This is a genomic window from Thermosphaera sp. (assembly GCA_038827615.1).
In the GTDB taxonomy this organism is placed as follows: Archaea; Thermoproteota; Thermoprotei_A; order Sulfolobales; family Desulfurococcaceae; genus Thermosphaera.
In genome coordinates this window covers 75718-88521 of record JAWBNK010000001.1, presented here as the reverse complement: position 1 = coordinate 88521, position 12804 = coordinate 75718, and the positions used below count along the sequence as shown (strand labels likewise).

Genomic DNA, 12804 nt, shown 5'->3' with positions numbered 1-12804 from the left:
TAAAGATCCTGATCACTGTTCAAAGGAAGGGAAACACTTATAAGCTATACGGTGGAAAAAGAGAATTAAGAATAAGAGTTGTTTTCCATGCAGTTGAATTATGAGGAAAAACCGGTTAACGATCCATTAAAAGAGTACATATCTTGGAACAGCCTGGAGGTCAACGAGAACGCTAACAGGTACATGGGTCCAGGAAGCTTCTTCGCATGGTTGCTTGAAGAGAGGATCAAGCAAGAATCGATAGAGCTTCTTCCGAAGAAGATAGCTAGGGCGCACGCCAGCGGCTTAATATATATTCACAAGCTTCCCCACAGCGTTTACATACCATACTGTACTGGGCACAGCTTGAGCAGGCTTCTCAGGAAGGGTTTGAAGACTCCCACGGTCATATCCAGGCCTGCGAGACATCTTGATACCTTCGTCGACCACATAGCCAACTACTTGACTACTATGCAACACTACTTCACAGGGGCTCAAGCCTTCTCTAGCGTCGAGTGGTATGCGGGTCCTTTCATAAAAGCAGACAACCCCAGCGATAGGGCCTTGAAGCAACAGATACAGAGGCTGTTATTCAACCTTAATTATCCAACGAGAACGGGTCTTCAGACGCCGTTCACGAACTTCACAGTCACGATGAACGCCCCCAGGAAGATGATAGAGGGGGATAGAGCGGTATACAGCGGTGTTGAGGCCGGGGTTCTCGGAGAGTACGAGGAAGAGGCTAAGAGGTTTTTCAAGGCATTCGCTCAGATCCTCCTGGAAGGAGACTCCGTGGGTCAGCCGTTCACGTTCCCAATACCTACGCTGATGACGACTGCTAAGTGGATTTGGGAGGACTCTGAGATACATGAGCTCGTTTTTAAAGTAGCCAGCAAGAGGGGAAGCTTCTACTGGCTTAACACGAGGCTCGTGGACCCGGATGCAACTTACGCGATGTGTTGCAGGCTAAACATCCAAACCAACGAGTTTAAATACTTAGCTAATGGAAAAAGCTACTCTCTAACAAGCATTAAGAAGGACGTTGAAGAAGCTAGAGAGGATTTCTGGAGAAAGATTGAGAGGCAAAGGTTTGGCGGTTTGTGGGCAATGCCCGATGTCACGGGCTCGGTTAACGTGATAGATGTCAACCTGCCCAGGATAGCGCTCGAAGCTCAGAGCGAGGAGTCGAGGTTCTGGGAGCTTTACGATGAAATGCTCATGTTGGTCAAAGAAGGGATGGATTGGTTTAGGAACAGGTACGTGAGCATCATGAAATCGTCGCCGGGCTTCTACGGGATGATAGTGGAGTACTTGGAGGAATTCCCCTCCAGCCACTTCAACACTATAGGATTGATAGGTCTCCCCGAAGCCGTTGCCATATTGATGCAGGAGCCGAAGCTGTGGCTCGACGGTGCTAGATCAGACTGGTTGAAGGCTGCAGAGCTTATGAGGAAAATGGTTGAATACGCGACTAACAAGGCGAGAGAATGGATGATGAAGGACGGAGTGCCCTGGAACGTTGAGGAGGTCCCCGGCGAGTCTGCAGCCCCTAAGCTCGCCCTCAAGGATTTGAAACTATACCCGGAGCTGGCCGAGTACCTGCCGATGGAGCCACTATACAGTACGAGCGTAGCTCCATATTATACTGAGATGGACATTGCGGACAGGATCGAAGTCGAGGCTAGGGTTCAAAAATACTTTACTGGTGGAGTAATGATGCACTTGTTCCTTGGGGAGGAAGCAGACCCCGAGGCGCTAGCAAAGCTAGCGAGGAGGATAATGGAGAAGGACATAGTCTACTGGAGCTTCACCCCAGCTATAACACACTGCAACGACTGCAGCTCCACGATAACTGGTTTATACAAGTCCTGCCCCAAGTGCGGGAGCGAGAAAGTGGAAGTTTGGAGCCGGATAATAGGATATTACAGACCAGTTAGGAACTGGAACCCGTACAGGAGGAGAGAGTTCTGGCAGAGAAAACACTACTCCTTTTAATTTTTCAAACCCGTGCCGCATATACATCATTATAGTGTAGGCTTGAATAGAAGTACTCAAGGCCACTTATCTTCACTTCAACTATGGGTTTTCAATATCTTGTCTTCGAAGGGGACCACGAGGCGGTGTGACATTACTTCTCAGCTGGCTCACGATACCCCTGTCACTCCTCCTATGATAAAATCGATATGATACACAGGTTACTGGGAAGCTACCCTCCAAACTAAAGTATTAGGGGACCGGTTCTCCTGGGGTTATTAACACTCAAGTACCCCTACCCATCACGTCCGTTGTCTAGGCGTTGCTGAATTTAGAAAAACGTTCGCAATCACACCCATACCCCCTGAAACGTTAAACGCGAACGCAGGTTCAATATTAAAAGTATCGGGAAACGGATCGAAGAAAGGATAAAACCCATAGTAGACGAGTTCTGCTTAATCCTTGCATAACTTGGTTGTTATTTGGGACCGGTTGCCTCTCCACCACTTGTAATTTGGTGGGAAGGGCTTTGATTTAAAACCGATGAATTGTAAATCATTACGTTGATTGATGAGAAGGGTCGTGAGTTGTCTCGAAAGGATTTACTCACTTCGGGATGGAAGAGCGTCTCTCTAGTGGACGTTCACGCCTCAGTATCTTTCACGCTATGGTTATGTGGTTGCAACCTGAAATGCCCCTTCTGCCACAACTGGAGGCTTGCCGAGAATGATGTTGAACTCTGCAAATGGATTAGCGTCGACGAGGTTGTTGAAGCGTTAACCTCTTCAATTGGTCTAGTCGACTATATACACGTGACTGGGGGCGAACCCCTTATCCAGTGGAGGGGTTTAGTTAAGCTGTTTGAAAAAGTTAGAGAGCTCTCAGGCGTTAAGACAAGCTTGAACACTAATTTAACACTGGTAAAGCCGTTGAAGAAACTCCTCGAGAAAAATCTGGTTGACCATATCGCAACCGACTTGAAAATACCTCATCAAGAGCTCTACGGGCTATCCAGGCAAGCCTCCAACCGCCTTTGGAGCTTTTTCCTGGAGAATGTCAAGACTATCTCAGAGTACAGCGTATCCCTAGAACTAAGGGTTCCAGTATCTAGGCTTCTCAGTCCTGAGTTGCTGGAGGATACGGTACTTATTCTGGAAAAGCATCTGCGTAGGGTGAACGATTTGACAATTATTATTCAACCGCTTCTGGGTAAACCAGTTACCAATCCCAGGGACGTTGAATGGTGTGCTAAATACTGCAACGTGGGAAGAGGGTTTTTAGAGTCGTTGGCAGACGTGTTCAGAAACCACGGCTTTACAAGGATTGTTGTGGCGGAGAAGTAGGCTGGGGCTTCATCTCGCGTTGCTTCAACACCAAAGCTATTCCAGCGACCATTAACACGATGCCAATAACGATCTTAAAACGTTCATCAACCCCTATGAAACCCCAGGGCGAAATACTTCTCCACAACTCAGCGATAACGCTGAATATCATCAAGCCCCCTAGTACGGCTAGAATTATCCCGACAACCATTACGACAGCACCCTCCACGTTGACGCCGGGCTTGGATGGTTGTACAGTTACCCCTGATTGCTGTGGAACCGGTTCATCTGGAACTATGATGCATGCAACAACGTAGAGAATCAGCCCAGCCGGGGGACTCAGAATGGTTATTAAAACCCATAGAAGACGCACAATCGTTGGATCTATGTTAACATAGTGGCCTATGCCCCCGCAAACCCCGCAGAGAACTCTATTGCTCCTCGACTTGTAAAGCTTTTTTATCTCGCTCATTGTTATCACGTAATTTTTTATGAAAAACCTGCATAATAAGTATACTCGGTTTGGAGAGGTTCAGACGCAGGTTTTAAGCATGGAAAAGGTCTCTCGAGAATCAACGCCGAAGCATCTCCCACGAGTCAACCTCGTGGCGTGGCTCAACGAGTCTGAAAACATAATAGCATCATCGGCAAAGTTGACGATCACTCCCAAGGATTTTACGAGTATCATGGAAAGCCTGAGTCCCGAGAAGAAGAACGTGTGGATTAGAGAGCTTGTCTCCAGAGGTCATGGAAGCCCGCTCGAGCATAGCATTTACGTTTTCGAAGTCGTGTGCAGTAGAGCATGCAGCCACCAACTAGTTAGACACAGGCATGCCAGCTACTCCCAGTTGTCCCAGAGATACAGTGATAGATACTTGAAAGGCTTGGTTGAAAAAGCCTTCTCGGCAATGAGGGTTGAGTTTTCAGAAGACCCCGGCAGGATAAGCACGCTATTGTATAAACTCGTTGACGAGCTCGAGGATTTTGAAACGCTACTAGATCTCGTAGCAGAGGGGTTTATCGTTCCGCCCTCACTGGTTGAAACCAGGAGGGTTGAGCCCTTGAAGCAGTTATTGATGGCAACGGCGGGATACTACGAAGCGCTTGCATCTCAGACCTCGTATGAAGACGCTAGATACCTCCTACCGCAAGCCGTTAAGACAAGGCTCTTAGTATCCATGAACGCCCGGGAGCTCTTAGAAATATTCCTCCCATTGAGAATGTGTGCCCGCGCCCAGTGGGAGATAAGAATGGTTGCGTGGGGCTTGTGGAGTCAACTAGTAGAGGTTCACCCCACTCTTTTCAATTATGCTGGACCGAGATGCGTGCTTTACGAGAATAGAACCCGCCTCAAGCCTTGCACTCTTGACGATTACCTGAGAGGCGAGTGTTCATTCACTATTCAAAAATGCCCCGAGCATGTACCCAACTCCCAGATAAGCCAGTGTCTCACAACAGCTTGGAATGCTCTGAAATTTTTCCGGAACTCTTAATACTTTCTCGAAACCAATATTTACTAAGGGAAACCTCGTGAGCGAGAGACCTCACGCGCTCGACACTATTCTCAGTTTAACACGCATGGCGTCCACTATCTCGGTATTATTCGCGGTCGTACTCTTGATTATTGGGATCGCGACCATATTCATCGTAGTGGGCTTCTTTGTAATGGTTATTGCAATAATTGACTTCGTCGTCTACTATCACTGCACACAGATAATCGACTTAATCCAAAAGGGTAAGTTCAAAGAAGCGAAGAACTTGACTCTCACAGACTGTGCTCTCGGGTTCATCTTCGGCGGAGTTGTGGTCGGGGCACTTCTCCTCGCTGCATACGTAAAGTATGATGATTTAATGACTAGTGAAGGCGCGACTCCCATTTAACTCGATCAAGACTATTGCGAGAAACTAAAGATTTTTTTACTTTAACCGTGAATATTACCTTGTGAATGTTATGTATTTATGGGCCTTGATAGTAGTCCTAGCGTATCTCTTATTCATGTTAGGAGTCGGGTTCTACGCTGCCAGGTATAAGGTGAGAACCGCTCAGGACCTTGTAATTGCAGGACGAAGAGTGGGGTTATTGTTCGTTGCAGCTTCACTCTCAGCCAACAATATCGGTGGCGGGAGCACTGTAGGAGTTGCTGCAAGAGCCTACGGTGCGTGGGGGCTGTCAGCGGGTTGGTACATAATGACCGCTGGAATAGCCATGATCCCCGTTGGCTACGTATTCTACTATATGAGGAAAACAAGGGCTTGGACTCTCCCGCAAGTCATCTCTGGAAGGTTCGGCCCTCCATCTCACTTAACTACTTCAATCCTACAGATGATATCTCTAACAACACTCACCGCATCGCAAATACTGGCCTCGGGCACGATATTCTCGGCTTTAACCGGCCTCCCGTTTGAAACAGGAGTATTGTTGGCAACCATCATCACAATACTGTACACGATTCTCGGCGGGCTTTGGGCTGATGTGTTAACGGATTTCGTCCAGTGGCTCATGATTACTCTTGGAATGCTGATAGCTGTCCCTTTCATACTCGCAAATGCTGGAAGCTGGGAGAGTGTCGTCGCGAGACTCCCCGCTGGACAGCTCGATTTCTTCAAGCTTGGATACAACAACATCTTAAACCTCGTCTTCATGTACATAGTGTCTTTCATCACCGGTGCTGAGATGGCTTCGAGAGCCCTCGCCTCGAAGGATGAAAAAATAGCATTAAAGGGATCAATACTATCAGGCATCTTCATGAGCATTTACGCGTTCATTCCAGCCATCATAGGGCTCGTTGCCCTCGCAGAACTCCCTGGCATCAGCGCTAGCGACGCATACGCTAAAGTAATGCTGGGCTACGCCCCCGAGCCTATCGCTGGACTAGCGCTAGCCGCTGTACTAGCCGCGACCATGTCGAGTGCAGACTCAGACATGCTCGGCGTCGCCTCAATCTTCACCGTTGACGTGTGGAAGAGGTACTTGAGGAAGAACGCAAGCGACAGGGAGATACTAATACTTACGCGCCTAGGCGTCGTCTTCGTGGGTGCATTAGCCGCTGCCGCTGCTTTGACACGATTCGACATCGTAACTATAAACACGTTTGCATTCATGCTCAGGTCGGCTGGACCGTTTGCCCCCTTCGCACTCGGATTGATCATGAAGTATGTCACTAAGGAAGCAGGTATAGCATCAATAATAACTGGAAGCATAGCCGGCGTCTACTGGAGACTAGCGGGTCAGCCATACGGCATCGGAGACTCCGTGATAGGAGCACTGGTCGGGGTAATCACCTTCCTAATAGTAGTGGCGATCGGGAGGGCCGCGGGAAGACCTCCGGCTCCCCCGCTGCAAGAGGTGCAAGAATAGCGATTCACTTTTCCTCTTGAATCACGCAGCTAGATTTTTTTCCTGTTTCCCCAGCCTTATTCAGGGTTGAGTAGGCGCGAAGACGTCTGTGTTTAAATAACACGCTGAAACATATGTATCGGGGGAGCCCCCGCGAGGTGTTTGAATGATTCTGAGCGACTGGGATATTAGGGTTTACCTGGAGAAGAAGCTCCTCGTCATAGACCCTTTGTTCGAGGACACGGTAAGGGAGAACGGGGTCGACATGCGGTTCGGGGGAGAGTTCTGCAGGTTTAAACCAAATGGAGGAGTGCTCGACTCTAGGCTGGTGAACGTGGGAGACTTCATGGAGTGCCAGAAGGTGGGTGATGAAGGATTTATTATAAATCCGCACGAGCACGTGCTAGCGACAACGCTTGAATGGGTTGAGATGCCGGTAGACCTTGTCGGGCTGGTGAACTTGAGGAGCACTTTTGCAAGGCTAAACCTATTCATACCTCCAACTGTCATCGACGCCGGGTTCAAGGGAAACATCACTATCGAGATTATTGGGGGGAACGTCCCGGTGAGAGTCTACCCGCTTCAAAGATTCCTGCATGTAGTCTTCCTGAGGACCAGTAGTCCAGTATACAAGCCATACGGGGGCAAGTACCAGGGTCAGGTAAACGTTACCCCGCCCAGACCGGATGTAAATAATCAAAAGTAGTCTTCACTTCAGATTAAACAAGGTTTTAAAACCCTTAAACAATTAATCCATTACCTAGATGCCGCCGTAGTATAGCCCGGTCAAGTATGCGGGCCTCTCGAGCCCGTGACACCCTATAGGTCCGTTAGAGAGAGGGTGCGGGATACCCGGGTTCAAATCCCGGCGGCGGCACTGATCCACTCTCAATTCATATCAACCCGCATCCTAGGGAAGGGTTCAAGCGACGCACTCTGACACGTATCCCTCGCCCACAGCGTCATATTATAATGCTGTTCTCCTTCATCGTTATTCAGCATTCCAACACTACGGGGAGATCAGGTCTTTCCAGAACGATCCACCCTGTCTCATCAACCATGTAGATGTTGAAGGCCTTAAACAATACTCCTTTCTCAGCAGCTCTTTTCATCACGTCAAAAATAAATGGGTCTCCGCTACAGTATGGTTTGAATCCAACAACGCCTGGCAACGCAGCCACGAAGACAACCGCCGGCTTATACTCAGCAGCGACATCGGCTAAAACGTTGATCTGTCTTCTACCCCTTTCGGTGGGGCAGTCGGGATATGATGCGTAGATACCTTGAACTCGGAGAACGCTGCTCTTCAACTCAACCAGCCGCGAAATACCCGGACACTTTACAAGGAAGTCTATCACTTCCCCTCTAACTCTAAAATTCCTCTTAAACAGCTCGCACTTGGAAAGCCAGGGAATCATCCCCTGTGCAAGAAGTTGCTCGAAAACTCTTTGTTGCGTTAAGGTATCTACGACGGCATACGCGAATTGGTCTTCTACGGCTATCAACCTGTACTTAAGCCTCGGCGAATCAATCAACGCGCAAAGTCCTCTCTTCCCTCTAACGAGGTATTCGCTCAGTCTCCCAGTGTTTGTTAAGTGAGCTCCTGCTGTCTTCCCATTAACTTCTACTTCCACTGTGAACCTGTTAACTCTCCTCTTGACCTTGCACTCCAACAGGTTCTCCAGCTTGAGGATTCTCGCCACCTGCACCACTCTGCGTCAGCCTCTTGGAGAAAGACGTAATTGTGTTGAAAACCTCCTTCCTCCACAAGGTGATTAAAACTAGAACAGCTAGTTGGCCATAATCCGGGTAAATGCTTCCACCGTATGTATCACGCTCGATAATAATGAGTGGCAATATAGTTACCTTAGCGATCCTTGATACGACCAGTACAATCGAGTAGTGCAATATGATGAGCACAATAATCATCCATGTTACAATGTATCTTCTGAAACCCTTAGAACCAAACAACGCGAGGAAAGCCAGTAAAGCAATTATTAATGCTCCTGCCAAAGCTTGGAGAAAGTAAACGCTCGTATTGGCTAGCGTGACCAATTAATACCCCCTTGAAACCATATAGATGTCAGGTGTATTTTAACCTATGAAGGCCATGGTCCTCTATAAGCCGGCCCCTGTTGAAACAAATCCTCTCAAGTACGTAGAGGTGGAAACGCCCTCCCCAAGTACGGAGGAAGTGTTGATTAGAATCCACAAGTGCGGAGTCTGCAGGACAGATCTCCACATAGTCGAGGGTGAGCTACCCCCGGTTAAATTACCGCTTATCCCGGGACACCAAGTTATTGGAAGAGTCGTGGAGACCGGGGACGGCGTTGAAGGAGTATCCAAAGGCGAGTTGGTCGGAGTGCCGTGGCTCTACAAGACATGCGGGGTTTGCAAATACTGTAAGAGGGGATTGGAGAACCTTTGCGACAACGCCTTGTTCACCGGCTACTCGGTTGACGGGGGATACGCCGAATACATGGTCGCGCACTACAAGTATGTCCACAGAATCCCCAATGGACTCAGCGACTCAGATGCCGCTCCGCTAATGTGCGCAGGAGCAGTTGGCTACAGGTCCCTTAAAATGACTGGGCTCCTAGGAAAGCAAGGTGTTCTCGGATTATTCGGCTACGGGAGCGCCGCCCACTTAATGCTTCAAACAGCAAGGAAACTCGGTCTTCGCGTTTACGTGTTTACGAGCAGCCCGTGGAAAATCGAACACGCCCTAAGGAATGGCGCAGAATGGGCGGGGAGGACGGGGGATGAACCGCCAGAAAAGCTCGACGCCGCGATAGTGTATGCTCCGGCTTCAGAAGTCTTCGTGGAGGCCTTGAAGAAGACGGATAAAGGTGGAAGAGTTGTGCTAGGCGAAATATACATGACGCCTGTTGAAAGGCTCGAATACAGACTCCTGTGGGGTGAGAGAGAGGTGAAAACTGTTGCCAACGTTACTAGGAGAGATGTTTCAGAGTTCATTGAAATCGCGCTGGAGCATGGGATTCGGCCAGAGGTAAGAGAGTACAAATTGCATGAGGCGAATGAGGCATTGAAGGATCTCAAGCATGCTCAAAGCCTGGGGCAGATAGTTTTAGATGCCACCTCTACCTAGTGCCCGATGCATGCGCAGGATCATCGAAAACAAATCCTAAAGCACCTTACGCGGATGTTGCGAGCTAACCATATAGAGAACGGGGTTGTTTCTAGTTAAATCAAAAGCCCGCCGAACAACAAAATGATGATTCTATCACAACGTTAGCTTCGTGTCGGGGAGTTATTATCCGGCGTTGCCAATATTATTAAACGGGGTGTGAGCCGTGCAGGAGGCTGTGGACCCTGTGTGCGGAATGAAGGTGGACCCTGGCAAAGCAAAGTATAAGAGCGTTTACAAGGGAAAAATCTACTACTTCTGTAGCGTGCGGTGCTTAAGGGCATTCGAGAAAGACCCGGAACACTATATAGTACATGGTCCGACGGGGATGCCGGAGTAGGAGCACTGCTCGAGGAGTCAGGAGCCAGGAAACAATTTAAAGGCTGACCCTTAGCTAGGTTTCCACTTTAGAAGAGACAAGGAGTTCAGGACTACTGATATATCGCTCAACATCATCGCAACAGCCGCCGCCTCGGGCCTAAGCATCAACCCGAAGGTCTTGTATAGAGCTCCCATGGCGATGGGGACGAGCACTAAATTGTATGCAAACGCCCACGCGAGATTCTCCATGGATTTTCTCCGAGACTTCCTCGATAGCTGGAACAGCTTTATTAACGAGGACAAGTTGTCGTTAACGATAACAATGTCTCCAGCCTCCTTCGACAAGTCTGAGCCTCTCCCCATCGCCACTCCCACGAATGCTCTACCTATTGAAGCTGCATCGTTTACCCCGTCTCCAACAAACATAACCCTGTTACCACTCGACTGCAACATCTCAACGAGCTCGGCCTTGTCTTCGGGCCTCAGCTCTGCGTGAACAGTCTCTATGCCTAGTTCTGAAGATACAACCTTAGCTGTTTTCTCATTATCGCCTGTCGCTAGAACTGGACGTATTCCTGTCTCCTTTAAGAATCTAATGAACTCCTTGCTCTCGGGTCTAAGTTTGTCTCCGATCTCGAAGACTCCGGCGGGGACGCCGTTCAACGCTACAACCACAGGAGTCCTCCCCCTCGATGATACCTCGTCTATTAAGGAGGAGAACTCGTCTAACCCGTTATCGTAAAGTCTTTCAAAAAGCCTCTCAGAACCTACTGCAACATCGACATCGTCGAGCCTGGCGACTATTCCTAGCCCCGGTATTTGATCATACTCCGATACTTCGCGGAGTCTGACTTGATGAGTAGAGCAGTAATCCAAGATGGCCTTTCCCAGAGGGTGCTCACTCCTGAGCTCGGCTGAACATGCATTCTCGAGCACTGTTTTCTGATCATATCCATTCAGAGGGGTGAATGAAAGCACTTCGGGTTTGCCAACCGTAAGAGTTCCGGTCTTGTCTAGAACAGCAACGTTCACCTGCAGCACCCTCTCTAGCACGTCTCCCCTTCTAATCAATACTCCAATCTGAGTAGCTTTGATCGATGCCAATGATACAACCATGGGTATGGCTATTCCTAGGGGACATGGACATGTCACTGCTAGCACTGAGACCGCGAATAGGAGGGATTCCCCAACGGGAAGTTTCTCCACAATGAACCAGTAGGCGAAAGTAATAGAGCTCAGCAGGATAACGGCCCACGTCATAAAGCCGACTACTCTATCAGCTATCCTCTGGATACTGGGCTTGTAGAACTGAGCTTCCCTCACCGCCTTAACTATATGCGCTAGGTTCGTATCGTCGCCGACCCTGGTCGCTCTTACCCGAATGTAGCCGCTTACTAGAAAAGACCCGGCTAAGACCGCATCCCGTAGCTCACTATCCTTGGCCTTGGGCGCGGGCTCCCCCGTGAACATTGACTCGTCAACATAACCTTCTCCCTCCACGACGACTCCATCAACAGGGATTCTCTCACCCGCTCTCACTTCTATTATATCGCCTGGTTTCACGAAACCGATATCGACAACCCTTACGCTCCCAGTTCCATCAACCACCCTAGCAGTTCTCGAGGATAATTCAACGAGATGGGAAAGAGCCCTTGAAGCCCTTCTTCTCAATCTTTCTTCGAGATATCTTCCAGCTGCGACGAAGCCAAGCACGCCGGCTGATGCCTCGAAGAATACTTCACCGCCCCCTCCCAATAACACGAGCACTGCAGTACTGTACAAGTATGTTGTAAGCGAGGATAGTGATACCAGAGAGTCCATGGTTGGCGTCCACCGGGCAAGGGATTTCAATCCTTTCCACAAAATGTCAAGGTTCAACATAATAACGAGTGTTGCTAGAGTAAACAGGAAATATGCATCGTAATGATGAAACGGCGTCTCAACACCGAGGGCCATCAAGCCGTGATAGGTCACTGCCGTCAAGCCCGCAACGAAAGATACTAGTCTCCTAACGTGCTCGGCGGATTTATCATCTCCCAAAATCTCCGCTGCTTCTTCGGATACTTCTCTCAAACCGGGGTATTCCGCCTTAACTTCATCGAACAGCTCGGCCTCAGACAGCGTGTAAGGGTTGAAGAGAATTACCGCTACCTTAGTGATAGGGGAGTAACGACATTCTATAACACCATTAATTCTAGAAACGTGTTTCTCGAAAGCCGGTATTTCGGCTTCCTCCAAGTCTATAGACAGCCGCAATTGCCTCTTCTCAACATCGTAGCCCACGTCTCTGATGGCCTTGACTATGTCTCTTGTAGAGAGCCTCTGAGCATTATAAACTACTACTGCATCCCCGCTGTTTACATCCGCCTCGAAACCGACGACACCGTCTAATCGTTCCAGAGATCTTCTTATGGAGTAGATGCAGGCAGCACAATCGACACCGATTAAACGAAACCTCTCTCTCCTAAGCTCGTGACCAGGGGAATCCGCGCTTACCACCACTCTTCACCTACACTCAATGATGAATCAGGCAGGCCAACATAAGTTGCCACGGGTTGTTGAGCCCAGAAAATCCTGTCTTCACGATTCATTCGACTTCACCAGCTCTAGGTAATCAAATCGTAAACGCTGGGGTGAACACCTGATTATTGAAACTCTCGTTCACTTTAATAAATATAACACAGTTATAGCGATGAATAAATGAACCGCTCAAACGATCGAGA

12 protein-coding genes and 1 tRNA gene are annotated in these 12804 nt (G+C 48.9%); 9 read left to right on the top strand and 4 right to left on the bottom strand.

The features are described 5' to 3' along the window. Positions 1-87 precede the first annotated feature (87 nt). Positions 88-1974 carry an anaerobic ribonucleoside triphosphate reductase gene (locus QXH45_00530; protein MEM2077741.1) on the top strand — a complete coding sequence of 629 codons (1887 nt, stop codon included), beginning with the start codon at positions 88-90 and terminating at the stop codon, positions 1972-1974. A 542-nt stretch (positions 1975-2516) separates the two neighbouring features. Then, the gene (locus tag QXH45_00525; protein ID MEM2077740.1) at positions 2517-3296 is read left to right on the top strand and encodes an anaerobic ribonucleoside-triphosphate reductase activating protein; all 780 of its coding nucleotides are present in this window, start codon (positions 2517-2519) and stop codon (positions 3294-3296) included. On the opposite strand, the gene QXH45_00520 is transcribed toward QXH45_00525, so the two are convergent. After that, a complete protein-coding gene (locus QXH45_00520; GenBank protein MEM2077739.1) occupies positions 3268-3747 on the bottom strand; it encodes a PspC domain-containing protein in 480 nt (159 codons plus the stop codon). The two genes, QXH45_00525 and QXH45_00520, sit on opposite strands and share 29 nt — an antisense overlap. Before the next feature lie 19 nt (positions 3748-3766). On the opposite strand from QXH45_00520, the gene thyX reads away from it, so the two are divergent. The 5 genes from thyX to QXH45_00495 all read left to right on the top strand — a co-directional run bounded on the left by thyX (position 3767) and on the right by QXH45_00495 (position 7489). After that, positions 3767-4768, top strand: a complete 1002-nt coding sequence (thyX, locus tag QXH45_00515; protein MEM2077738.1) for an FAD-dependent thymidylate synthase — start codon at positions 3767-3769, stop codon at positions 4766-4768. A 37-nt stretch (positions 4769-4805) separates the two neighbouring features. After that, complete coding sequence (locus QXH45_00510) at positions 4806-5156, top strand: hypothetical protein (protein MEM2077737.1); 351 nt, start codon at positions 4806-4808, stop codon at positions 5154-5156. Positions 5157-5226: 70 nt separating this feature from the next. Continuing rightward, positions 5227-6633: a sodium:solute symporter family protein gene (locus tag QXH45_00505; protein ID MEM2077736.1), complete on the top strand. Its 1407-nt coding sequence runs from the start codon at positions 5227-5229 to the stop codon at positions 6631-6633. Between the two features lie 145 nt (positions 6634-6778). Then, the gene (gene dcd / locus QXH45_00500; protein MEM2077735.1) at positions 6779-7318 is read left to right on the top strand and encodes a dCTP deaminase; all 540 of its coding nucleotides are present in this window, start codon (positions 6779-6781) and stop codon (positions 7316-7318) included. 60 nt (positions 7319-7378) lie between these two features. Then, positions 7379-7489 (top strand) — tRNA-Glu (locus QXH45_00495). A gap of 118 nt (positions 7490-7607) precedes the next feature. Here QXH45_00495 and sfsA read toward each other — a convergent pair. Both sfsA and QXH45_00485 read right to left on the bottom strand, forming a co-directional pair. Continuing rightward, a complete protein-coding gene (gene sfsA, locus QXH45_00490) occupies positions 7608-8285 on the bottom strand; it encodes a DNA/RNA nuclease SfsA (protein ID MEM2077734.1) in 678 nt (225 codons plus the stop codon). Then, entirely contained in the window at positions 8257-8667 is a 411-nt protein-coding gene (locus QXH45_00485; protein MEM2077733.1) for a hypothetical protein, read from the bottom strand. Before QXH45_00485 ends, sfsA begins: the two co-directional genes overlap by 29 nt. Positions 8668-8713: 46 nt before the next feature. On the opposite strand from QXH45_00485, the gene QXH45_00480 reads away from it, so the two are divergent. Together QXH45_00480 and QXH45_00475 are read left to right on the top strand one after the other, a co-directional pair. Then, positions 8714-9721 (top strand): zinc-dependent alcohol dehydrogenase family protein, encoded by a 1008-nt coding sequence (locus tag QXH45_00480; protein MEM2077732.1) that lies wholly within the window; start codon positions 8714-8716, stop codon positions 9719-9721. 205 nt (positions 9722-9926) lie between these two features. After that, on the top strand, positions 9927-10100 hold the full coding sequence (locus tag QXH45_00475) for a YHS domain-containing protein (protein ID MEM2077731.1): 174 nt from the start codon (positions 9927-9929) through the stop codon (positions 10098-10100). A gap of 50 nt (positions 10101-10150) precedes the next feature. Here QXH45_00475 and QXH45_00470 read toward each other — a convergent pair whose 3' ends face one another. Beyond that, the gene (locus QXH45_00470; protein ID MEM2077730.1) at positions 10151-12580 is read right to left on the bottom strand and encodes a heavy metal translocating P-type ATPase; all 2430 of its coding nucleotides are present in this window, start codon (positions 12578-12580) and stop codon (positions 10151-10153) included. Positions 12581-12804 lie beyond the last annotated feature (224 nt).